The organism is Wolbachia endosymbiont of Cylisticus convexus, assembly GCF_003344345.1.
Genome location: NZ_QPIP01000002.1, coordinates 1 through 23,493, shown reverse-complemented (window position 1 = coordinate 23,493; position 23,493 = coordinate 1). Strand labels below are relative to the sequence as shown.

The following is a 23,493-nucleotide window of genomic DNA, read 5'->3' as shown; positions in this document are numbered from 1 at the left end:
AATATAACTTTAGCGTGGTATTTGAGGAGTTATTATGGTAGCAGTTCTAAGTGTAACAGAAGGCAAGAATAAAGTTATTGTATCTGGGTTGGTTGGTGCTTCATCAACTTTAGTATTTTTAACAGTGATTCACATCGCTGCAAAGATAGCCATTGTAGTTACTGCTGCTGCAGTTACTTACGCATTACTTTCGTTGATTCATAAAGTAAAAGCTAGATCTGCTAAAACTCATGGTATATCAAAAGATGAAGGGTATGAAAGTGAAGAAAAAGATACCGTAGAAGAGCCAGAAAAAACTGAAGCTGAGTTAGAAGAAGAATTAAAAAATAAAAGAGCACAAGAACGCATGGAGAAAAGATTACTTGGTGGTCCTATAAACGCATTTGGCGAACCAATTCTTGATGAAATCAAGAACACTGAGTGCAGTCATTCTGTTAATTATACAAAAACTATGGCAGTACCTGACAAAATTGTTCTTGGTGAGCCAGATAATAAAACTTTTGCACAAAATAATTCTAGCTCTGTAAAGAATCAAATGAGATCTTTACCTGAACGCATAGATGTGTTTGGTAATCAAGTTTTTGGGCAGTCAACGGGCAACCTTACTAATAATACAGGGCTTAGATCTCAAAGTACGCAAAAACCCTCCCCTTCAGACTTGTTATTACAGTACGGAAATGTAGATAATGATGTGAGAAGAGTATTAGAACAATCAATTACCCAAAAGGGGTTTAACGGATTAGGATTTGACAGATAGTTGTTATATTAACCTCTCCATCTCATATTGGGGATCAGATGCAATGCCGTAGACTCTATCTGGCGGGGTAATTTTGTTCTCCATACCAAAAATTATACCTTCAATTATTGCTATAAGCACTTGTTCAAGGTTACAGTCTGCTCCGGGAACACGGTGCTCCAGTCGGCACCTTTTGAAATCGTTGCCAAAATAGGGAATTCTTATTGCAGCAGTTCTGTTATTTACTCCCCAACTAATCGTAGTTGGAGTATGAATATCTGGGTGTTGAAACCTTAAATATGATTCATCATTTGGAGCAAAAAACAACATATGTTTTTTCATCATTGAACATAATCCACCAATACTATGAATCAGGTAGTCACTATATTTTTGCTCGTTGCTATAAAATAAGTTATCGTGATTTGAATTCACGAGATTAACATGCACATTTAATGCACTCCCTGCTCTATCCAAATAGGGCTTTGCTTTAAAACAAACATTTCCACCAAGTTTTTGTGCTACTTCAGTAAGTAATTGTTTTGCTAACTCAAAATGCTTAATTAAATTATCGGAATTCGTATAACAAACACTTTTTATCTCATATTGGTTTATAGAACTCTCTTTCTCACAAGAAAATCCAAGTGAAGCTATTTTATTTTTGATGCTACTCAGAAATAAATATTCTTTTTTTATTTCCTCAGTGTAAAACTCCAGTTCAATACCGAATACAGTATGATGGCTCAAATTACTTAATATAATCACAAATTTACTTCAATAAATTTATATTAGGTTAGCTATATTTATATGAATACTTTACTTATTTGCCAGTAAATTTAATATTTTATTTATACATAATGTATTACTGTTTTTAATAACATGCTTCTAATCCTCGGTACAAGCGACATTTACAAATTGATCATTTTTATTTCAAAAAAATGATCAATTTTAGTGTTTTTATATCCTTTACAAATCACCAAAAAATCTACATAATTTTTAGTATGTATTAAGTAGCATTAGCTTTTCATCTTACAATAAGCTATTGATTATCTTATATTTTTCTGATTATTAGTTTTTCTTGGTGTGGTATATGAACTTAATTAGCCCTAAGGTTTCTACTATGTTTTTTGATCAGATTATTACAGTAACAGACCACAATGTTACTTGGGAAAAAATCAAAAATTGTCTTTATAATCTCTATGGAGAAGCAACATATAACAGCTGGCTGAGTTCACTGAGATTTGTCAGCAGCAGAAATGGAGAAGTTTTGTTATCTGTATCAACAAGATTTATAAAAGAGTGGATTACAGTTCACTACATGGAAAAAATATTATCATTATGGCGAAGCGAAGATCAAAGTGTATGTTCTATTGATATTCAAGTAATTGAAGAAAGGAGTTCAAATTCTAATACGATACTAAAAAATAGAGAGGAAAATAATCATAATCTTGGTTCACCGCTAGATTCCAGATTCACTTTTGATAATTTTGTGGTAGGAAAGTCAAATGAGTTAGCATTTACAGCAGCAAAGCGTGTAGCGGAATCTATAGATCCAATATCAGGAAGCAACCCTTTGTTTCTATACGGCGGAGTGGGACTTGGTAAAACACATTTAATGCATGCTATAGCTTGGGACATAGTCAATTCTCCATCAGCAAAAAGAAAAGTGGTATATTTATCGGCAGAGAAATTCATGTATCAATATATTACAGCGCTGAGGAGCAAAGATATTATGTTATTTAAAGAGCAATTTAGATCAGTAGATGTATTGATGGTAGATGATGTGCAATTTATCAGTGGTAAAGATAGTACACAAGAAGAATTTTTTCACACTTTCAATGCATTGATAGACCAAAATAAACAATTGGTTATATCAGCTGATAGGTCTCCTAGTGATCTTGATGGAGTAGAAGAAAGAATAAAATCACGACTTGGTTGGGGATTAGTTGCAGATATTAATGAAACAACTTTTGAATTAAGACTTGGTATATTGCAGGCGAAGGTGGAGCGAATGAATATGTATGTTCCAAAGGATGTCCTAGAGTTTTTGGCAAGGAATATAAAATCCAATATAAGAGAATTAGAAGGAGCATTAAATAAGGTTGCCCATACCTCGTTAATTGGAAGAAGTATGACGGTAGAATCAGCTAGTGAGACCCTAATTGATCTTCTTAGATCAAATCATAGGTCAATCACAATAGAAGAAATACAAAAGAAAACAGCTGAATTTTTCAATATAAAGGTTGCAGATATGCAATCTAATAGAAGGCTCCGCAGTCTTGCGAGACCGAGACAAATAGCTATGTATTTTGCCAAGAAATTTACGCAAAAAAGCCTACCAGATATTGGAAGAAGCTTTGGTGGCAGAGATCATGCTACTGTTATACATGCAGTCAAACAAGTAGAAAATTTTATAAGAACTGACTCAAAATTTGCTGATGAAATCAGTCGATTAAAAAAGATGTTTAAGTAGCACTTTATTAATGATAACCAGGTTGTTTTCATTTCTTTGATCGAATATCCTTTCCCTCTCTTTCAAATAGATTAAGTGAATCAAGGATCAGTATTAGTAAGCTAAGAGAAAATAGCTAGTCGATTGCTTGAAAAGTATATAAAATCAAAATTTAAGTAGGAAATATGGCAGTTAGACTTATTCCAGACAATCTTGATATCAAATTTAATAAATATGGAAAATTGACAGCGTTTATTAGCGTTATTCTTATCATTTTTTCAGTGCTTACTGTTGTGCTGCGTGGAGTAAATTTAGGCATAGACTTCACAGGTGGAATTTTGATGGAGATAAAATCCTCAAGTGAGGATCATATCATTCTTAATATATTAAGAGAGAATGGATTTACGATACAGAGTTCAAAAGCTAGTGATAATTTAGTTGTACGGTTTAAAGACGAGGGAGATGAGGATAAAATTAAAAAAGTCAAAAATATACTAGAAGAAAAACTGGGTAATTCAATAATTTACCGCAAAATAGACTATGTTGGTCCACAAATAGGTTCAACACAGATATTTGAAGGAATATCATCCATGTTAATTGCAATTGTTGGAATATTTTTTTATGTTTGGCTTAGGTTTAATTGGCAATGTGGACTTGGTGGAGTAACGGCACTAATTCATGACACAATTTTAACTCTTGGCTTTATCAGCTTGACGGGTATTGAGTTTAATATTTCATCAGTTGCAGCTCTACTTACCGTGATTGGCTACTCAATCAATAACTCAGTGGTTATATACGATCGGATTCGAGAATATCAAAAGAGTAAAAAAAATGCAGCAATGGATGAAATAGTTGATGCTAGTATTAATTCTACGCTATTTCGCACTATGTTAACTTCAGGTACTACTCTTCTTGCTGCTCTTCCTTTAGTGCTGATTTGTACAGGTGTGGTGAGAGACTTCAGCTTAATCATTTCTTTTGGCATTGCAATTGGCACTTGCTCTGCAATATTTATCTCTGCTCCTATATTGACCTGCAGAGCATTGATAAGTAGATGAAGCACAAACGTTAATACACTTATAATAAAATTAGTATATACATCTTCTATTATTTATATCGTAAAGGAGTTTGTTATGAAAAGGACTTTTGAATTAATAGCGAAAAATATTGCTGAGGGTCCCAAATTTACAGGATGTAGTATAGATAAAGATATTTATAATGAAAAATGTAGTTTTGATATGAAGTTAAAAAATGGTGCAGAGTGTAATTTAAATGGAGGAACATTGAAGTGTACACGTGACATCTATGTTAACCAAGATAAAAGCACATCTCAAGAATCGATAGAAGTAGAAAATATTAGACTTTCTAATGCATCAAATAGTAAGCAAGGTAATTGGAAATTGACATTTAAAATTCCAGAAGAAGAGAATATGAAAGTAAGTTACGATACGAAGTATGTGGCTCCAGGCACGGAAGGAAGTGTAAGTATTGATAGTGAACTTAAAATAGATAATAAAGGGGTCTTGAAAGGGTTGTCTAATGTGAAAATAGAAGGATTTAGCAGCAATGAAGAGGAAAACAATACCTTTTTTTATTTTCCCGATATTTATAAAGGGAAAATGCAGTCAGTTATACGTCAAATAACAGAATTAGGAGTGCCTGTTCTAAAAATTAAAAACTCCGAAAGTAAGCTTGATATCCAAAATTCAAAGTTAACTTCAAAAAATATCGATTCAGAAAATAAAAGTGGAACTCTTGAATATGATGATACTTACCAGGTAAGGTACTACACGGAGCCATATAGTGATGGTCACAATTTAGAGATTAACATAATTTAGGAAATCAGCATCAGAATGCTGCTTATATAAGCAGCATTCTCTAGTCACGATATAATATCAACTTATTATCTCTAATAGTAAAATGAAAATACCTCAAAAAGCTCATTCCAAGTAATGAATGGGACATAGAATGAATGTTAACGCTAGCCTGCACATCATTGATTAAAAACTTTCCTATTTTAACCTGAGGGATGTGAACAACACCAGCTTTTATTTGACCTTTTGCAGTTTCATATATTTTAAAACCTTGAATGTTTTGTAAGTTAATACCAGCATGTAACGCATCTTTTTGTGATAGAACAATATCAGTTGCTCCGGTATCAAGCAAAAACGTTATATTACGATCATTGACTTGAGCCTGAATATAAAAGTGTCCATCGTATGATTTTGTAAATTCGATACTTCCGCCATCTTGAACTCTTCCTTTATATGGTAGAAAAGTGCTCAAAAACCTATTGCTTAGTTTATCTCCTTGTGAATCAATGAACATTGCAGTAATGACTATTATCAGTAGCCAAATAACTAGATTTTTTGCTGCGTTCATACTATTAACATTTGAAGCCATAAGAGTAAATTTTTAAGATTAGCGTTAAAAGCTATTATTAAAAATAAGTAAACTTTATTGTTTTAGTACAATATTTAATATATACTTTAAGGAGGTATGTTCGATTTAATTTCATGTCAGAAGTAAAAAATTTAATTTTAGCAACAATTCTTTCCATGTTAATTGTGGTATTATGGCATATTATTTATGATAATTTTCCTAACACAAGCCAAAGCCAGCCATCGATTGAAAATATTGAACATATTGAATCTTCTAACGACCTTGCTCCTATAATACACCAAAATCGTTCTGAAATTATTAATTCTACTCGAGAACAGAGAGTTAATTTAATCAATAACATGATTGAAGGATCGATTTCTCTGAAAGGTGCAAGATTTGATGACTTAATTTTAACTAATTATCACTTAGAACCGAGTTCTTCCTCTCCACAAGTAGTTTTACTGTCACCTGCAGAATCAAAAGATGTATATTTTGCAGAATTTGGATGGCTCGATCCAAGTGGCAAAATTAAAATTCCAGATTCTAAAACAGTCTGGCAAGTGGATGAGACTGAGCTGGCTAGTCGAAAAGTGGCCAATTTATTTTGGAATAATGACAATGGAATCTTATTTAGAATGAAAATTAGCCTTGATGATAACTACATGTTTAAAATCGAGCAAATTGTTGAAAATAACACAAAAAATAACGTAGTTTTAGTTCCTTATGGTAAAATCAATCGTAAACGTGATAATATTAACGAATCCTATTGGATATCACATGAAGGAGTACTAGGTGCATTTAACAATAAACTGGAGGAGTGGACATATAAGGATATTTCCAAGAAACGTTTAATAAAGACAAGCACAAGTGAAAAAAGTTGGTTTGGTTTTGCTGATAAATATTGGTTTACAGCTATCATAACTGAAAAATCTGATAAAATAAATGTAAGCATCAAGCATACGAATGTTAATAACATTGATAAATTTCAAGCAGATTTTGTTAGACCTTACAAACATATACTCCCTGGTGCAAGTGCTTCTACTCTGAACTACTTTTTTGCTGGGGCAAAGAAATTGAATTTACTTGATGCTTATAAAGACACTCTCAATATACCTTTGTTTGATAAGGCTGTAGATTTTGGTGTTCTTTATTTTATAACCAAGCCAGTGTTTTTATTGCTTGAATATTTTAACTTTGTTTTGAAAAATTTTGGCTTAGCAATATTATTGCTAACTTTAGTAATCAAGCTTTTGATGCTTCCCTTGTCTAATAGATCATATATTTCAATGTTTAAGGTAAAAAGTCTTCAACCTGAACTAATTCGTATAAAAGAGTTATATAAAAGTGACAGCTTAAAGCAGCATAAAGAGACAATGGCGTTGTTCAAGAGAAATAATGTAAATCCAATGTCGAGCATTTTCCCTATGCTCATACAAATACCAGTATTTTTTGCTCTATATAAAGTATTATTTGTTACTATAGAGATGAGACACGCCCCTTTTTATTTATGGATTAAGGATCTTTCAGCTCCTGATCCAACAAACATTTTTACATTATTTGGGTTGCTTAATTATAACTTTCCTATTTCTATAGGCATTTTACCTATAGTTTTTGGTATTACTATGATAATTCAGCAAAAGTTAAGTGAACCCAGTAAAGATGACATTCAAGTAAATGTTATGAAATTTTTACCTTACATTTCTGTTTTTATCTTTTCTTCTTTTCCTGCCGGCTTGGTGATATATTGGATATTTAGTAATATTGTAACTTTAATTCAACAATCCTTAATAAAGTTCTTCTTAACAAGAAAAGTGGGGATGAATGTCGAAAATACTAATAGTTAATTCAATTTATTATACTGAAATAGCAAACCTTTTGCTTGAGGGTGCAACTAATAAATTCAAAGGAAATAATATTAATTATGAGATAATTGAAGTGCCTGGTGCATTTGAAATACCAGCTACAATTCTCTTTGCGATCAAAGGCAAGAATACTAATTATAAAGGTTATTTAGCTCTTGGATGCGTAATTCGCGGTGAAACTGATCACTATGAATGCGTTTGTAAAGGAGTAATCGAAGGCTTAAATGCAATTATTATGCGTTATGCAATACCTATTGGTATGGGCATAATCACAGCAGATAGTAAAGATAAGGCATTAAGTAGAGCTGACAAAAACAAAAAGAACGTTGGTGGCCATGCAGCCTCAACTGTTTTGCGTATGATAGATTTACATAATAAATTAAAATGATGGATATAGATAAAAGTTGGCGCATAAAAAGAAGCATAGCAAGATTTCTTGCCGTACAGGTTATTTATTCGAATATTTTCATAGATTACACTTTTAAATTGGAAAATTGTGAGCTTAAGGACTACATAAGTAAGTTGGAGAATATACTTGAATGCGAAGAATATGACCATCAGTTCTTAGAAAGTTTGTTATGTAAAGTTATAAAGAACAGTAAAGAATATGATAAGATAATAGAGTCTTATTTGCACCCAAGCTGGTCTCTTTCACGATTAAATCTTATAAGCTTATCTATTTTGCGTGTTGCAGTATGTGAGTTAATTAATTGTGATACACCAGCCCCAGTTGTCATTAATGAATATACTAATATTGCATCTGATTTACTTGATGCCCCAAACAAAATTGGTTTTATTAATGGATTGTTAGATAAGGTAAAGGATGCAGTCAGACTAAATAAAAATCCTTAGCCACTTCTCACGTATCTGTTCAGGGGAGTGGTTTAAAAAACGATAGATAGAAGATTATGAAAAGGCCTTTTGCTTCCAAAGGTCTTACCCCTTTTGAATTTATATGTTCTCAATGCTCCTGATTTATTTATACTAAATCCTCATCATTGCACTCTGGGACCATACAGCTAAGAGAAAATTACCAATCACATTTTTTATCTTGTGGCTTTATTTGCAATATTGCTATCAGGCTGATCAATAAGCAGAAGACTATATAAAGCCCAGCAGCAAAGTTTATTTTAGGGAATGTTATAGTAAACCAAGTGCATATCATAGGAGTGAATCCACCATGCAAGGCAAAAGAGATGTTGCGTGATAAGCTCACACCACTAAATCTAACATTGGTAGGAAAAAGCTCAGCAGTAACTATCCCTATAGGATTGATACCTCTCTCTATTATAGAAAGAACCATCACACTCAACATAATTATAAGATAGCTCTTATAGTAATATGCAATAGATAACATAGGACAACATAGTACCATTGTGATCACTATAAATAAGATTACTGTGCGCTCTCTTCCTACCTTATCAGCTAAAATTCCAAGCACTATTGAAGATATCGGCATTAATATACTGGTTATAACGAGCACAACTTCGTTGATATACGTTGTTACATAAGTCTCAACCGACACTATTTCTTTTGCAATTGTTCTAAGAAATATGGTAAATCCAACAGCAACATTAACAGGTACAGATATTAAAATGGCAAGTATCAGAGCTCTCTTGTAGCGTTTTGTAAGCTCTATTATTGGTAAATTAGGTAAATTTCTTTGTTCTCGATTTTTTTCATACGCTGGAGTTTCTCCTAATGTGTATATACTATATGCGCTGATTAATCCTAAAATAGCTGAAAAAGTGAACGGCAGCCTCCAACCCCAAGCGTTAAAATCAGTGTTTTTTTGCAGATGATCACTGCAATTACAGAGAGCAATATACCAATGGAGCGACCAAAACTTATTATTCCAAAAAACATTCCTAGTTTTTTCTTATTAGGTAAATGCTCTATGAGATAAACAGAACTGCCTCCTTGTTCAGCGCCAAGTGCAATCCCTTGTATCAGATGGATTGTAAGAAGCAATACAGTAGAAGTTATACCTATTTTATTATAACTTGGAATAAACGCAACGAGACTAGACGGAATCGATATTAGCAAGATAGCAATCGTTAACGCCATTCTCCTTCCATACCTGTCACCAATGTGACCAAATACAGATGCACCAAGTGGCCTTACCATAGCACCCAATCCTGCAATTCCAAACAATTGCAGGATGCTGTAGTAGACATCTTTTGCACAACAAAACTCTCTACTAATTATGTTAACCAGATCGATAAAGAGCATATGGTCATACCATATTGCGATTCTGCAGAGTATCGTTGCTATCAATACCCTTGTTTGCTGATTGTACACTTAGTTTAATTTGTAAATGTCTGCTTATTTTTATTTTGGCTTCTTTTTGGAATTTTGCAACTCAAGCGTATGGTTCGTATGTAGCAATTTAAATATTATTAAAATTGGAAATAGATTTCTTGCATAACCAGGTGTCATCCCAGTACTCCTTTCCCTGTCATTCAAGTAGCTGACACTGGGATGACACCTTTGTGTTTAAGGCAAAACCTACTATAATATTTCTTCGCGAACAAATGTTCGTACAGTAGCTACTTGCATTTGTTGTAAACTCACTTTTTCTTGATTTTTTGGTTTATCTTGTCTACCTATTTTGCTACTCTGCTGAACGGATACATTTAATATATATATAAATTCCTATCTTTTATGTCTAACAAACCAAGTGTTGGTACGATTGTTGCTTTCAAGAAGATAACGGTTTCTACTGTCTTGGAGTTGTTAGCCAGTTTCTTTGATTTTTGACGCAGTGAGCTTGAAGTATCTTTTCTATGCTCTATAAGCCCACCAATTACCATAACTTCGCCGCTCTTAACTTTTAAAGTAGAGTGCATTTCTCTGGTTTCAACAATTGGAATGTCGCTATTTAATTTCATTTTATTCTGCTGTGCGACATATTCTATATTTGGGTCTTTAGTGTAATCGTTAATCCTTGATAAGGTTGGGTGTATATCCATGAATATTTCATTAGTATCAATGTTAATGCTTGGGTGGATTATTAACACCACACCTATTGGAGTGCTATTCATCTTGGTAATTAAAGAATTTCTGGTATCTTTCTGTATATCGGAAGTAAAATAGATATGGTTTTTAGTAAATGAAATCATTGCTTGCTGATTATTTATAGCATGTACTCTAGGGCTTGAAATTACCTTTGAAGTGCCAAATTTATTTAGATTTTTTACTAAATACCCTAGATCAGAGTTTATTGCTAGGTCAATAATGGAGTTACCTTGATTTGTCATAGATTTGGTTTCATTATGCAAATCATTTAAGTTGATACCAGAAAGGTATTTATCGTCTAATATAACTTCAACTATTTTGGCCTCTATCATTACTTGAGAAGACGCCAATTTCTTAACTTTATTAATATATTCTTCAACAGCTTTGTGAATATCTTTTCTAGCATTCAGAATAATGACACCAGCTTCTCTGTTGGATGAAAGAAATTCACCATCATCCACTCCATTAACATCCATTATTGCATTTAAGCCTTTTTCTAACGAATTCCATAAGTCACTACTATATTGAGACTTCATATAGTTTCTATCAGCATCGCTGTCGGTAATATTGTTACCAATGACAAAATTGCTTTGAGCAGAGTGTTGAATATTGATGAAATCTACGTAATAATTTTGTGCGTATGGCAAATCCTGTTCAATTCTAATTACACCATTATTTATTGAGTAACGCAATTTGGCACTGTTGGCTATATTCTGAATTATTTCATTTATATTCTTATCCTTTAGCTTTAAAATAATATTACCTGATATTTTGTGGTCTATATCCAAGTTAACGTCAGAAAGTCTTCCTATCTCAACCAGTAAATCCTTTACTGATACTTCTTCATTAACATTAATAGAAAGAAACTGATTACTGATTGTAAGATCGGGAAATTCTACCGGCAAAGGTATCATTTCTGGTATTGCTGGTTCATTATTCTCCAAAGGAGTATTGTATTGTTGCAACAAGTAATTGTGCTTATAATTGTCTATGTTAATAGGATATTGCTTGGTAGGTAGATGTGTACAAGAAATAATAAAAAGGAGTATTAAACATCTAAAAATAACCATGAGTGCAGCATACAAGTCTATACTAATAGTTTTCTATAAAAATGTTAAAAATGTATTTAATTTCATTTTCATCGAGCAGATAGTTATCATATATTAGCTATAGCTAAAGTGACTTAGACAACCGTCATTCCGCTACTCGTTAGCACCGCGGCTAATATGTTTTTGCACACTCTATCTTGTATTTAAATGTAGATCAGCATAGCCCTAATTTTTTTATATATTTTACTTCTTTCTCTATATTTTATAATAGGCTTGAAAATAAATGGTAAACCTATAATTGTTAAGCTTAGAGCTAGGATTGAAAGTACGCAAAAGGCTTTGTGTTTACTATTTAGCTCTTTCAGGTAAAGCATCAAAAATCTACAAAATTTTTTGTAATTTTCTTCGATATTTTTTTTTCTATGAGCCTTGTCAATAAACATATCTATTGCAATATAATCATTACTACAATTAATTGCTCCTTTTTCTATTAACAGCTGAGCTATATCAAAATAATCCTTTTGAATAGTAAGATGCAGAGGTGTAAAACCTTGTTGATCACAAATATTCATATTGGCTTTTACTGCTAATAACATTCTTACAATTTCTACATGGCCTTTTTTAGCTGCAAGTAGCAGAGGAGTTCTGTTACATTTAGTGACGACATTAACATTTACCTTAAGCTCCAGCAAGAGCTTAACTGCTTTAGTATCACCATTATAGCTAACTTTATGTAACCTGGTATTACCGCTACAATCTTGGTCATCTGCTTCTATTCCCTTTGAAACAAGGTATGTTACCATTTTCCTATTATTATGCTCAATAGCGCAATCCAGTGCATCAAAACCATGGTTGTTTTTTGTGCAAATAAACTCTTTTAACCTAGCTTTTGCTTGCTTTACAATAAGCTTTACCAGTTGTATTTTGTTGTTATACGCTGCTAGAAAAAGCGTAGTATTATTTTCTGAATCTTTGGCCTCTATATTTGCCCCTTTCTTTATCAGATATTCTATAATCTCTGCTCTACTTTCATAATGTGTAGTACATTGATAAATGGCCAAAAATAAAGGAGTGCGAAAGTTGTTATCTTCACATTCGAGATTTGCTCCACTATTAATTAAAGTCTGGACGCTCTTTTTAGAGCCGTATAATGAAGCTATGTGAAGAGGAGTGTAGCCCTCCTCAGCATCTTTTTCATTAATTTTTGCCCCTTTTGTTATTAAAAAATCTATTAACTCTGTGTCATCTTGTAATGTAGCAAGGTGCAGTGGAGTAAATCCATTTTTATCTCTAGAATTAATTGTTAATTGATTAACAAGAAGTTTAGCAACTTTTTTATGTCCATCCATAATAGCATAATGCAGTGGATTTCTGTTTTCGTTGTCCACAACATTAAAATCAGCTTCGTGCTCTAGTAATGATTTTACTCCAACTAAATCACCTTCTTTTGTAAACTTATGCAAGAGAGTGATTCCGCTTGCATCTTTTGAGTTAATATCAAAACCACTTTCTACTAATTGATGTATGTCTTCCTCACGTGCCATACCATTTCCCTCTTTCACATTAACAATACTCCCACTTAATTAAGTTTGAATGAATCTATAAGAGATAACGTTAGGGAGATTTGCGATAAACGGTAAGAAAAAGGGCAGGAGGATGGCTAAAGTCAAGATTAACTAAAAAGGCATGCTTAAGTTTTATCTAATACAACTAAAATGTAATGGTTTAGACTTGATCTGACAGGTGTGAATTAACTAACAGAAGAATTGAAAACTAATATCAGCATCTTGTTTAATGCTACTAATATTTTTCTGAAAAGCAACATGCATACTATCAAAAAACGTTTACATAGCAATATTTACTCAAATGTGGTGGCTTTGTTGCATGGCGATGTATAAGAAGCAGTGGAGGGAGGGATTTATGAGGCAAATTCGAAAATAGACATAGGGAGTGTAAAATAAACCATAGGCGTCAAGTTAAGAGAATACACCCAATATAGCAACCATTTAAGGTTTATTTATTATATTTATTTTTTAAGAAATCTTGATCTAAAATAAGGTAATTTTTTTAAAAGAGTCTATAAATTACTAATTTTATCGTTTAATATCTAAAATAATTTTTACTGCTTCTCTTCTTTCTTATGCCATTTTTCCTTAACTTGATGCGTATGGTTATTCAGACACTTCTGAACTCACCACTTTATTCCACTGTTCTTCATCTAAAATTTCCACACCTAACTCCATTGCTTTTTTATATTTTGATCCTGGATCTTCTCCTGCAATTAGGTAGTCAGTTTTAGCAGAAAGGCTTGAACTGATCTTTGCCCCCAGAGCTTTAGCCCTTACTTTTGCCTCCCCTCTGCTCGTAGCACGTAGCTTACCAGTAAACACTACAATTTTGTTATTTAAAACAGAACTGCTAGAGTTGGAACTCATAGGAAGAATTTGCAGATATGCAGTAAGATCATTTAACATTTTAATGTTACATTCCTGAGAAAAAAATGATTTCAAAGACTCAGCTACTTTTTCTCCTATGCCATCTATACCTACTAACTCAACAGCATTTGATGACATCGAATCATACCAGTTATCGTAAGAAATATAATAATTTGCGAGCAATTCCGCTGCAACTTGGCCGATAAATCTGATACCCAAAGAAAATATAAATCTATTTAGAGTGATTACTCTTCTATTTTGTATAGCACTTAATAGATTGGCTATTGACTTCTCGCCCCAACCATGCTGCTCTTCTAAGGAAAATTCCTTTAATCTTTCCTCTAAAGCAAAAGTATCTGGAATTTGTCTTATTAGGCCAAGATCATAAAAAAACTTTATTTGTTTTTCACCAAGGCCAACAATGTCAAATGCATCTTTTGACACAAAGTGTTTTAGTTTTTCTATTATTTGAGCTTTACAGGCAAATTCCTCAGGACATCTTACTGCCACTCCTTCAATCTGCACTTTACTACCACATTCAGGACATATGTCAGGAAACACAAATTCAGGCATATTTGTATGACGAGAACCTTCATCTACTTTGACAATTTGAGGAATCACATCCCCTGCCCTTTTAATTGTTACAACATCTCCCTCTCTTATGTCTTTACGTTTTATCTCATCTTGGTTATGTAGACTTGCTCTGCTAACTAGCACTCCGCCGATATTGACTGGTACTAAATCTGCAACTGGAGTTAAAACTCCCGTTCTACCCACCTGTATAAATATTTTATTTAACTTTGTCTTCGCATAAACCGCAGAAAACTTGTATGCAAGTGCTGAGCGTGGCGCTTTGTGTGTACTTCCCAGACGACTTTGTAGCACAAAATCATTTACTTTATAGACTATTCCATCGATATCATAATCCAAGTTATAGCGGCAATCATAGACCTCATTATAGAACTTCAGCATTCCATTCAAACTACTTGTTAAGGAACGATGCTCATTTACGCAAAAACCAAATTTCTCAAGCTTTTCTAGTACCTCACTTTGGCTTTTCTCCATCCCACCAATTAAAGAATAAGCAAAATATCTAAGTGGCCTTTTTGCTGTAATGTCCGCATTCAATTGCTTTAAAGAACCAGCAGCTGCATTTCGAGGATTAGCAAACTCATTGTTTTCATTTAACTTCAAAAAGTCACTGTTACTGATATATATTTCACCCCTTACTTCTAGCCTTCCTTGCACACCTTGTAAAAACTTAGGAAAGCTTTTTATTGTTGCAACATTGTGAGTTACATCTTCTCCTACAAAACCATCACCTCGAGTTGCAGCTTTAACAAATCTTCCATCTTCATAAATTGCAGAAAACGACAATCCATCAACTTTTGGCTCACATAGTATCTCTATTTCGTCTTCAATTAAAAACCTCTTTATTTTAGACAAAAATTTCTCTACACCTTGTTCATCATAAGCATTTTCAAGAGAAAGCATAGGTTCTTGATGTTCCACCTTAGAAAATCTCTCATCAGGGGGAGCACCAACACTATCTTGTGTTGCATAATCTCGTGGAAGTGGAAGTTGTGCCTCTATTCCAGCTAACTTTTTCTTCAGTTCATCATATTCAGCATCACTTATTTCTGGCTTACTTTTTTGATAATATAAGACATTATGATAATTAATTTGATCTTGCAGTTTCTCTCTCATCTTTTCTAAGTTAGTCATGATACCAATATAATGCTCTTTGTCGTCAAGTCATGAATTTTTTTTAAAGGCGCTATAAATTTATACTACTACCCTGAAAAGTGCCTATATTAATATAATATTTATATTTAAATACTAATATTAGTATTAATTTTAAACTAAGGAATATATTATTGAGAAACTATAGTTGAGACGATCAACCAAGTCATCACACACAGAATAAAGTCCACGAAGTACACCTGAACGAACTAAAAAATTCAGAAAGTCAATCAAGTTACAAACCTTTAGCATATGGCGTGGGTAGTACAATAAGAGACATGTTGGGCGTAAATGAAGCAGCAAAAAAAGTTACGAAGGAAGTAATAACTGAAATGGGTGACGACTTAAAAGCAGAAGCTAGAAAAGCAGCTCAAGATGAAGTAAAAAAAATTGAAGGAAAAATTGAAAGTCTTATAAAGCCTGAAATCACAAACAAAATAGATGATCTTCTTACTGAACAGAGTAAAGAAGCAAGGGCACTTTTAAAAGATAAAATGAATGAGTTAATCAAAGATGCACATAAAAATTTGAATGGGAAAATAGATAAGATTGAATGTGAACTTACAGAAGCAAAATCTCATATCTTAGAAGTTGGTGCAAATAGTCTCCATAAGAGCGCAGAATTATTGTCTCTTATGGCAGAAAATGCAACATGTGAAAATCAAGATTTAGTGTATTTTTAATCACAACAGGGTTTTTATGGGTTTTTTAACCCATAAAAACCTTAGCCATATATAGAATTACTTTGTTAAATATTCTCTACTCCCAGGTTTCGTTATGGGTAATTGTTTTAATTCACTTGGCAGTTCTTTCTCGCTATAGTTTTGAATGTTTAGTTCAATCAAAGATATGATAGGAAAAGGTAGTTTTGTTTCACTATTTCTCTTTATCAAAGAAGCTTCAGCAACAACTTTACCTCCCTCCTCTTCTCCACATTTTACTGCTTCAAGTGAAGATTTACCTGTGGTTATCACATCTTCAATTAGTAATATTTTTTCACCTTGTTTGATTTTAAATCCGCGGCGCAATTCAAACTTACCATTAACACGCTCGCAGAACATTGTTCTGATTCCAAGCTGTCTGCCAATCTCATAACCCACTATTATCCCTCCAATTGCAGGAGATAGTATTAAGTCTATGGGTTCAATAAGTTCTTTTCTTATTTTATTCGCCAATAATTCACAAATTTTCATCGCTCTGCTTGGATGTTCAAAGATCTTAGCGCATTGTATATACGTATCGCTGTGCAGCCCTGATGAGAGTACAAAATGCCCGTGCAAAATCGCACCAGCTTCTTCAAATTCTTTTATTATCGGATTGTCTAGTATCATTTTAAGTTTTACATTCTTTATTAATTATCTGCGTTATACAGACATCAGACCACACATTTATTGCAGTTTCAAACATATCGATGATTGTATAAATAGGCAAAATCAGTCCCATAATGTACAAAGGAACATTCATTGATACCAGATAACTAGTTGCCATAAAATAGCACCCCATCGGCACTCCAGCGTTGCCAATTGCAGCTCCTGTAGCTAAGAAAATCCATATGAACATCTCACTTAAGGAAAATGTGTGCCCATTCATCTCTGCAACAAACATCACTGTGATTAAAATAAATGCAGCACACGCATTCATATTGACTGTTGTGCATATTGGTAGAATAAAAGACGATAATTTCTTTGGTACCTTTAGTTGATTTTGCACACATTCTATAGTTGTAGGCAGCGTCGCACTGGATGACTTAGAAAAAATGCAAGTGTGAGTGCTGGCATAACTCCCTTCATCGTTTGAATTGGTGATATACCTTTATACCACATGAGTAGTGGCAAAATCACAAATGCTTGCACGAAATTTGCAGACATTATGCAAGCAAAATACCAAAAAAGACTATGGAATTCGCTGCCACCTTTTAACTCGTATAAAAAACATGTGATAAAAGACCATACAGCAAGAGGAATAAACTTTAATAACCCTTGGGCAATTTTAAGAAGTGTATCAAACAGTGCAGAGAATATTTGGTGTAATATATCCTGTTTTTCTTTTGAGAGCGAAATAATAGCTCCACCCATCAAAAAAGCAATCAATATGCTGCCAATAACGTTATTTTCAAGAAAAACTTGCACAAAATTTGATGGAATGAGTGATTTTAAGTATGAAAAGTAATTGTGGTTGCTGTCACTCACACTTTCTATTGTGTTACTTATGAAATTTTTTCTTACTGGATCCACGAGTAAATAGAAAGATAGCGCAACAAATGCAGCTATAATGGTTGTAAGCAGCGTATAAAGTAGTGTTTTCTTAAGTAAAACTTTAATTTCAATTGAGTCTTTAAGCCCGGAAATTGTGGACACGATAGATAGAAAAACTAAAGGTAAGCTAATCAATTTCAACAGACTGATGAATATATCGCTAAATAGCTTTGCAACTTCAAATATCACTTCATTATTTAAGTAGTAAGCAACGACTGCAAGCAATATAGAAAAGAGTATTGCAAGTTTGTGCATCGAAAATAAAACCTCAAAACCATATTATACAATAATTTTTGGAATTAGGTTAAAATAACCGGAAGCAGCTATCTACCCAAAACCCTTATCTCCCACTCAAGTTCAACGTTAAATTTATCTTTTACTGCATCTTTTACTCTGTTGCCAAGGTTTTCTAAGTCAAATGCAGTTGCATTATTGTAATTGAGCAGAAAATTACAATGTTTCTTAGAAATTTTAGCTCTGCCGTTATTTAATCCTCGGCAGCCGGACTCATCAATCAGTTTCCATGCCTTGCAGCCTCTTGGATTTTTAAATATGCAGCCAGCAGTTTTTCCTCCTACTGGTTGGCTTTTGTTTTTTTATCAATAACTTCCTTTAATCTTTGCAATATAAGCTCATACTCTGAACTTACTCCTTTAAACTCAGCTTCAACAAAAATCCACCTTCCTTTTAGACTATGTCCACGATAAAAATATCCCATTTCTTCGCTGGAGAATTCATATAAATTTCCATCTTCTAGATTTACTGCTCTTATCGACTGTACAACACTTGCAATATCACTACCATATGCACCTGCATTCATTTCTATTCCACCGCCAACTGTTCCTGGAATTCCAGCAAGAAACTCAAGTCCGCTAATTTCTTGTTCCCCAGCAAAGTATGCAAGGTTACTAAGCAGCGCAGCGCCACCCGCAATTATGGAGTTATTATCTTTACATTTAATATACGCAAATTCCTTACCTAATTTCACCGTTATTCCTCGAATGCCACTATCTTGCACTATTATGTTAGATGTTGCACCAATAACACTAATTGGTAACTCAGTATCTTTTATCAAGCACATTAGATCTTCAATGTCACGTGGCTTAAATAGTACATCAGCTTGGCCACCAACATTTAACCATGTCATTTTAGACATTAAAACATTATAACGATAGATTCCGCGTACTTTAGGTAAGCTTATAAGCATTTTGACTTTAACTCTAATCCTGCATCCATACCCATTTTTTCTGCATCTTCTACAAACGAAGTGCGCTCAGTAAAGTATATACCCCTTTCGTCTGCTAACATACAATAAAGATGCAGCATGTTTTCACTCACATATTCTGCCAAGGCTGCAAGCGGCGTAAAGCATGAACCATTTACTGTCTTCATGAAACTGCGCTCTGATTTTGTCCTTATAAAAGACATATTATTATTAATTTTCTCTAAAAGATCGATAACTTTTACATCATTCTTTCGACATTGAATGCAAATTACCCCCTGCCCTACCGCACTTAACATGACTTTCGATGGCAATACCTCTGTAATTGAGTGATGTTTTTTTAATCTTATCAGCCCTGCTTCAGCTAGAATTATTCCATCAAAATTTTGATTTTGCAGTCTAGTTGTCACATTTCCGCGCAGCGGTACTATATTCAGATCCGGCCTGAGATTTAGCAGCTGAACTTTTCTTCTTATTGAAGAAGTTGCAATCATAGCCTGCTGTGGCAAGGATTTTAGGCTTTCATATTTATGAGAAACAAATACATCACATGGACTTAACCTCTCTAAAACACAAGGGATTGCCAAATCCTTCGAGAAAAATGCAGGTACATCTTTTAACGAATGAACTGCCATATCTATATTATTCTCAAGCAATTCAGCCTCAATCTCTCTGAGGAACAGTCCTTTACCTCCTATTTCAGCAAGGTTTACATTAGCATGTTTGTCACCAGAAGTTTTTATTTTAACGATCTCAATGGATAGATTAGGAAAAGACTCTAATAATCTTTGTTTTGCTTCCAAAGCTTGGGCAATTGCAAGGTCGCTTCCCCTCGTACCCATTTTAACTAGCATATATTCTTCATATTGTATGTCTATATTCTATGCCCATTTTTTATTATCTCCAATTTAGTTATTGAACATCTTATAATTAGCTCTTAGTATCACGCACATTTAGTAATCGAGGAGTTTATATGTTTGATATTTTAAAAGATTCTAATGGCAGATTTAATAAAAAAAATGTTTTACCCCTTTTCAGTGTCACTGTCGCTAGCGTTCTAACAGCATTAAGTACAGCAGTAGCAATTCCCAGTTTTTCCTATCATCCTTCTCTATCTAATCATCTCGATTGGGAAGGTCCAAGTTATAGTGAATTTCTTACTACTCACATACCAGCTACTATAGTTACTTTTTCAATACTTGGTTTATGCATTTACCTTCCGATTGATAGCATTAGAAAAAATAAACAAATAGAGAATCTTAAAGCTAATTCTGAACCTAATTCATACATTTATAACACTTCAGTAAATAATGTTTCAGAAGAGCAAATTGCAGATCGTCAATTATAGATTAGGGCTTTAAGTAGTCTTAATCTTTTTTAGGTGCTTGTGGTTAGCAGCTATTCAGTTTACAATGCATCTAATATAGTTTAAATTTATGCCAAACAAGCTCATAGTTAAATCTCTTTCGGTATTACTAATTTTTTTACTATCTTTATATATAACACTGCCAAATTTCTTTGATAATAAGTTTTTCATCTCAAAAAAGAGAATAAATCTAGGGCTTGATTTGAAAGGTGGATCATCTCTGCTCCTGAACGTAGACTTGGATTTCTACTTTAAAGAAAAATCTAGCATGCTAGCCGATGAAATAAAAGAAGGTCTGTTAACACAAAGTAGCATAAAAAACGATAAACAAATAGTTGTAACTTTAAGTAATATTGATGATTACAAAAAAGTTTCAACGTTAATCCACAAAATAAACCCAAACTTAGAGCTGAGTAGAAAGGATGCTTCAATTTTCATTTCATATAAACCGAATTATAAGAATTCATTAATCAATGAAGTAGTTTCTGAATCGATAATTAATGTCCAAAGGCGATTAGATAAGCTTGGTACTAAGGAAGTAAGTGTACAAAAACAAGGACAGAATAAGATATTAGTCCAAGTTCCTGGAGTAGAAGACACTCAGCAGATAAAATCTCTGCTTGGCAAAACAGCTAAGCTAGCTTTCCATTTGGTAAACACTAACGTAGCAAAGTTGCAAGATATAGACTATGAAACTACGGTTATGCTCAAGGATTCTTTGGGTAATTCCTATCTAATATTCCGCAAGACTGAAATAGGCGGTGATTCATTGGTCAATGCATCAGTTAGATTCAGCAATTTAGGTAAACCAACAGTACATTTTAAATTTGATAGCGTAGCGAGTAAAAGATTTGCGAAAATCACTAAAGAAAATGTAGGAAAGCCTTTTGCAATTGTTCTAGATAACACAGTCTTAACTGTACCAACAATACGTGAACCAATTCTAAATGGAGAGGGAGAAATTAGCGGTAACTTCACTGAAAAACAAGCGAGCGAACTTGCAATACTTTTAAAATCTGGTGCACTACCTGCACCACTTAAAATAATTGAAGAAAAAAACATTGGTCCAAGCCTTGGAGAAGAGTCAATAAAAGCAGGAAAAAGAGCAGCGATAATTTCAATTATCGCTGTTGCTTTATTTATAATGATTATTTATGGCAAGTTAGGCTTATTGGCGTCTGTTGCACTTGTTTTTAATGTAACTTCCATACTACTCATTCTCACCCTACTTGAAGCAACTCTTACTCTACCTGGAATTGCTGGAATTGCGCTAACTGTTGGCATGTCGGTGGATGCAAATGTTTTGATATTTGAACGTATTCGCGAAGAAATAAGAGCAGGAAAAAGAACAGCTCGTGCCATTGAAGAAGGATTTAAAAATGCAATAAAAACAATCCTTGATTCAAACTTCACTACATTAATTGCTGCGGGAATAATGTTTATTATTGGTAGCGGAGCAATTAGAGGGTTTTCTGTCACTTTATCAATAGGAGTTTTATGCTCGATGTTTTCTGCAATTACAGTCACAAAACTCCTGATAGAATTGTGCGTGAACCCGAAGAAGCTAGCACTTTAGTATCTGTTCAGCAGAGTGACAAAATAAGATAGGCAAAAAAATGTAGGAATAAATGGTCAGTGCGTGACACACAGCTGCATGAGCATTATCCGTAAGAAGATGTCATTCGAGTAGCCTTTGTGATGTCATTCCAGTGCTTCTTCTACTGTCATCCCAGTGCTTGACACTGGGATCCAGATTGCAAGTAATTAATTGGAGTATGGGTTTTGCGTTATAGAATGAGGCACTTTTGGTAAAGAAAACTGGATTGTATATTAAATCAAAGTCGCAAGGCTATAATGAGCAAGGAGTGATACTGTCAATTGGATTGATTGATAGAAATCGTAGGAATCTCAGTACACTCCTTGCTTAAAAAATGTAGTACGAACGGTAGGGGGATCTAAAAGATCGAATCACAATCCTGTACATCATTTATATTGTTATTTGATTATAATTTATAGGTGCAAAAATGGCTAGAACAGTTTTTATGGGTATTGATGTTTCAAAAGAGACACTTGATATTTCAATCAACAATAAACATCAGCGTATAGAAAATGCAGAAAAAGCTATATCTGAGTTTATAAAGTCAAAAATAGTTAATGTATTTGTTGAATTATGTGTAGTAGAATCAACAGGCGGTTATGAAAAACTTGTCGTAAAATTGTTACAAGAACATAGTATAGTTGTGCATAGAGCTCACCCAAACCGGGTATATGCGTTTGCGAAAGCTTGTAACCATTTTGCAAAAACAGACAAATTAGATGCAAAATTGCTAGAAAAGTATGCTGAATTTATCACAAAAAACGATGAGGTAGTAGAATGTATAGTTTCACAAAAACAAGAAGAACTAAAAGAACTAAGAGCAATTGAGCGTAATCTAAGCGATGATGTTCACGCAAATATGTGTCGTTTACATAATGTGACAGGAAAAGCCAGAGAATATATAGTAAAGCAGATAGAATTTGCCAAAAAACAATTAGAGCAAGTTAGGCAAGACATAGAAGACATAATAGACTCTGACCCTGGTTTGAAGGAAAAAAGCAAACTTCTAACTAGCTATAAAGGTATTGGACGCAAAATTGCGAGTATCCTACTCATAGAAGTACCTGAGCTTGGTAGATTAGATAATAAAGAAATAGCCTGTCTAATTGGAGTTGCACCAAAAACTAATGAAAGCGGAAGAAAGGTAAGCAAAGCTCAAATCATAGGTGGCAGGTTTTATGCTCGAAAAGCATTATACATGTCTGCTGTGGTCGCAATGCGTCATAACAGGAAAATGAAAGCTCTTTATCAGCGCTTAGTTGCTTCTGGCAAAGCCGCTAAAGTTGCATTAGTTGCTGTCATGAGAAAAATCATTATTTGTTTAAATGCCATGGTAAAAAACAATAGTTTTTATCTTGACGCTTAAGACGGTAGATTCC

The 23,493-nt window shown here is 33.5% G+C and carries 19 protein-coding genes and 5 pseudogenes; 13 read left to right on the top strand and 11 right to left on the bottom strand.

Annotation, left to right across the window (positions count from 1 at the left end; translation table 11 throughout):
- Positions 1-34 precede the first annotated feature (34 nt).
- On the top strand, positions 35-757 hold the full coding sequence (locus tag Wcon_RS00425) for a hypothetical protein (protein WP_114516803.1): 723 nt from the start codon (positions 35-37) through the stop codon (positions 755-757).
- A gap of 3 nt (positions 758-760) precedes the next feature.
- Here Wcon_RS00425 and Wcon_RS00420 read toward each other — a convergent pair whose 3' ends face one another.
- Positions 761-1,498, bottom strand: a complete 738-nt coding sequence (locus tag Wcon_RS00420) for a type I glutamate--ammonia ligase (RefSeq protein WP_114516802.1) — start codon at positions 1,496-1,498, stop codon at positions 761-763.
- 325 nt (positions 1,499-1,823) lie between these two features.
- On the opposite strand from Wcon_RS00420, the gene dnaA reads away from it, so the two are divergent.
- The 3 genes from dnaA (at position 1,824) to Wcon_RS00405 (ending at position 5,023) form a co-directional block, all read left to right on the top strand.
- Positions 1,824-3,206: a chromosomal replication initiator protein DnaA gene (gene dnaA / locus Wcon_RS00415; protein ID WP_114516801.1), complete on the top strand. Its 1,383-nt coding sequence runs from the start codon at positions 1,824-1,826 to the stop codon at positions 3,204-3,206.
- A 164-nt stretch (positions 3,207-3,370) separates the two neighbouring features.
- Positions 3,371-4,243, top strand: a complete 873-nt coding sequence (secF, locus tag Wcon_RS00410) for a protein translocase subunit SecF (RefSeq protein WP_114516800.1) — start codon at positions 3,371-3,373, stop codon at positions 4,241-4,243.
- Between the two features lie 75 nt (positions 4,244-4,318).
- On the top strand, positions 4,319-5,023 hold the full coding sequence (locus tag Wcon_RS00405) for a hypothetical protein (protein WP_114516799.1): 705 nt from the start codon (positions 4,319-4,321) through the stop codon (positions 5,021-5,023).
- 40 nt (positions 5,024-5,063) lie between these two features.
- Here the strand turns inward: Wcon_RS00405 and Wcon_RS00400 are convergent, their stop codons facing one another.
- Positions 5,064-5,588 carry a TIGR02281 family clan AA aspartic protease gene (locus Wcon_RS00400; RefSeq protein WP_114516798.1) on the bottom strand — a complete coding sequence of 175 codons (525 nt, stop codon included), beginning with the start codon at positions 5,586-5,588 and terminating at the stop codon, positions 5,064-5,066.
- A gap of 113 nt (positions 5,589-5,701) precedes the next feature.
- Between Wcon_RS00400 and yidC the strand changes: the two genes are divergently transcribed.
- The 4 genes and pseudogenes from yidC to Wcon_RS12960 all read left to right on the top strand — a co-directional run.
- Positions 5,702-7,411, top strand: coding sequence for a membrane protein insertase YidC (yidC, locus tag Wcon_RS00395; protein WP_114516797.1), 1,710 nt, complete (start codon positions 5,702-5,704; stop codon positions 7,409-7,411).
- Entirely contained in the window at positions 7,389-7,817 is a 429-nt protein-coding gene (locus Wcon_RS00390) for a 6,7-dimethyl-8-ribityllumazine synthase (RefSeq protein WP_114516796.1), read from the top strand. The genes yidC and Wcon_RS00390 overlap by 23 nt, the downstream gene beginning before the upstream one ends.
- Positions 7,814-8,281, top strand: coding sequence for a transcription antitermination factor NusB (gene nusB, locus Wcon_RS00385; protein ID WP_237349946.1), 468 nt, complete (start codon positions 7,814-7,816; stop codon positions 8,279-8,281). Before Wcon_RS00390 ends, nusB begins: the two co-directional genes overlap by 4 nt.
- 59 nt (positions 8,282-8,340) lie before the next feature.
- Positions 8,341-8,452 (top strand): annotated as a pseudogene (locus Wcon_RS12960) (IS481 family transposase); the annotation flags it as partial.
- A gap of 7 nt (positions 8,453-8,459) precedes the next feature.
- Here Wcon_RS12960 and Wcon_RS00380 read toward each other — a convergent pair.
- The 5 genes and pseudogenes from Wcon_RS00380 to ligA form a co-directional block, all read right to left on the bottom strand.
- A pseudogene (locus tag Wcon_RS00380) lies at positions 8,460-9,730 on the bottom strand (MFS transporter).
- A gap of 335 nt (positions 9,731-10,065) precedes the next feature.
- On the bottom strand, positions 10,066-11,532 hold the full coding sequence (locus Wcon_RS00375; protein ID WP_458694571.1) for a type II secretion system protein GspD: 1,467 nt from the start codon (positions 11,530-11,532) through the stop codon (positions 10,066-10,068).
- Between the two features lie 167 nt (positions 11,533-11,699).
- Entirely contained in the window at positions 11,700-13,040 is a 1,341-nt protein-coding gene (locus Wcon_RS00370; RefSeq protein ID WP_114516793.1) for an ankyrin repeat domain-containing protein, read from the bottom strand.
- A gap of 210 nt (positions 13,041-13,250) precedes the next feature.
- Positions 13,251-13,368, bottom strand: a pseudogene (locus Wcon_RS12955) (IS481 family transposase); the annotation flags it as partial.
- Between the two features lie 299 nt (positions 13,369-13,667).
- On the bottom strand, positions 13,668-15,656 hold the full coding sequence (gene ligA, locus Wcon_RS00365; RefSeq protein WP_114516792.1) for an NAD-dependent DNA ligase LigA: 1,989 nt from the start codon (positions 15,654-15,656) through the stop codon (positions 13,668-13,670).
- Between the two features lie 275 nt (positions 15,657-15,931).
- Between ligA and Wcon_RS11640 the strand changes: the two genes are divergently transcribed.
- On the top strand, positions 15,932-16,357 hold the full coding sequence (locus Wcon_RS11640; RefSeq protein WP_237349944.1) for a hypothetical protein: 426 nt from the start codon (positions 15,932-15,934) through the stop codon (positions 16,355-16,357).
- A 57-nt stretch (positions 16,358-16,414) separates the two neighbouring features.
- Here the strand turns inward: Wcon_RS11640 and pyrE are convergent, their stop codons facing one another.
- The 4 genes and pseudogenes from pyrE to hemC form a co-directional block, all read right to left on the bottom strand.
- Positions 16,415-17,005 (bottom strand): orotate phosphoribosyltransferase, encoded by a 591-nt coding sequence (gene pyrE / locus Wcon_RS00355; RefSeq protein ID WP_114516791.1) that lies wholly within the window; start codon positions 17,003-17,005, stop codon positions 16,415-16,417.
- Between the two features lies 1 nt (position 17,006).
- Positions 17,007-18,184, bottom strand: a pseudogene (locus Wcon_RS00350) (dicarboxylate/amino acid:cation symporter).
- A 68-nt stretch (positions 18,185-18,252) separates the two neighbouring features.
- Positions 18,253-19,136 (bottom strand): annotated as a pseudogene (murB, locus tag Wcon_RS00345) (UDP-N-acetylmuramate dehydrogenase).
- Positions 19,127-20,005 carry a hydroxymethylbilane synthase gene (hemC, locus tag Wcon_RS00340; protein WP_114516790.1) on the bottom strand — a complete coding sequence of 293 codons (879 nt, stop codon included), beginning with the start codon at positions 20,003-20,005 and terminating at the stop codon, positions 19,127-19,129. Before hemC ends, murB begins: the two are co-directional and overlap by 10 nt.
- 119 nt (positions 20,006-20,124) lie before the next feature.
- Between hemC and Wcon_RS00335 the strand changes: the two genes are divergently transcribed.
- From Wcon_RS00335 to Wcon_RS00325, 4 genes are all read left to right on the top strand, one after another.
- Positions 20,125-20,499 carry a hypothetical protein gene (locus tag Wcon_RS00335; protein WP_237349943.1) on the top strand — a complete coding sequence of 125 codons (375 nt, stop codon included), beginning with the start codon at positions 20,125-20,127 and terminating at the stop codon, positions 20,497-20,499.
- Positions 20,500-20,587: 88 nt separating this feature from the next.
- Positions 20,588-22,093, top strand: coding sequence for a protein translocase subunit SecD (gene secD / locus Wcon_RS00330; RefSeq protein ID WP_114516789.1), 1,506 nt, complete (start codon positions 20,588-20,590; stop codon positions 22,091-22,093).
- 229 nt (positions 22,094-22,322) lie between these two features.
- Entirely contained in the window at positions 22,323-22,445 is a 123-nt protein-coding gene (locus Wcon_RS12395) for a hypothetical protein (RefSeq protein ID WP_255565419.1), read from the top strand.
- 96 nt (positions 22,446-22,541) lie between these two features.
- Entirely contained in the window at positions 22,542-23,480 is a 939-nt protein-coding gene (locus Wcon_RS00325; protein ID WP_114516788.1) for an IS110 family RNA-guided transposase, read from the top strand.
- Positions 23,481-23,493: the final 13 nt, after the last annotated feature.

Bases quoted from the DNA above. Each gene is read 5' to 3' on its own strand.
- Wcon_RS00425 (WP_114516803.1), top strand. From the start codon at position 35: ATGGTAGCAGTTCTAAGTGTAACAGAAGGCAAGAATAAAGTTATTGTA.
- dnaA (WP_114516801.1), top strand. From the start codon at position 1,824: ATGAACTTAATTAGCCCTAAGGTTTCTACTATGTTTTTTGATCAGATT.
- secF (WP_114516800.1), top strand. From the start codon at position 3,371: ATGGCAGTTAGACTTATTCCAGACAATCTTGATATCAAATTTAATAAA.
- Wcon_RS00405 (WP_114516799.1), top strand. From the start codon at position 4,319: ATGAAAAGGACTTTTGAATTAATAGCGAAAAATATTGCTGAGGGTCCC.
- Wcon_RS00400 (WP_114516798.1), bottom strand. From the start codon at position 5,588: ATGGCTTCAAATGTTAATAGTATGAACGCAGCAAAAAATCTAGTTATT.
- yidC (WP_114516797.1), top strand. From the start codon at position 5,702: ATGTCAGAAGTAAAAAATTTAATTTTAGCAACAATTCTTTCCATGTTA.
- Wcon_RS00390 (WP_114516796.1), top strand. From the start codon at position 7,389: ATGTCGAAAATACTAATAGTTAATTCAATTTATTATACTGAAATAGCA.
- nusB (WP_237349946.1), top strand. From the start codon at position 7,814: ATGATGGATATAGATAAAAGTTGGCGCATAAAAAGAAGCATAGCAAGA.
- Wcon_RS00370 (WP_114516793.1), bottom strand. From the start codon at position 13,040: ATGGCACGTGAGGAAGACATACATCAATTAGTAGAAAGTGGTTTTGAT.
- ligA (WP_114516792.1), bottom strand. From the start codon at position 15,656: ATGACTAACTTAGAAAAGATGAGAGAGAAACTGCAAGATCAAATTAAT.
- pyrE (WP_114516791.1), bottom strand. From the start codon at position 17,005: ATGATACTAGACAATCCGATAATAAAAGAATTTGAAGAAGCTGGTGCG.
- hemC (WP_114516790.1), bottom strand. From the start codon at position 20,005: ATGCTAGTTAAAATGGGTACGAGGGGAAGCGACCTTGCAATTGCCCAA.
- Wcon_RS00335 (WP_237349943.1), top strand. From the start codon at position 20,125: ATGTTTGATATTTTAAAAGATTCTAATGGCAGATTTAATAAAAAAAAT.
- secD (WP_114516789.1), top strand. From the start codon at position 20,588: ATGCCAAACAAGCTCATAGTTAAATCTCTTTCGGTATTACTAATTTTT.
- Wcon_RS00325 (WP_114516788.1), top strand. From the start codon at position 22,542: ATGGCTAGAACAGTTTTTATGGGTATTGATGTTTCAAAAGAGACACTT.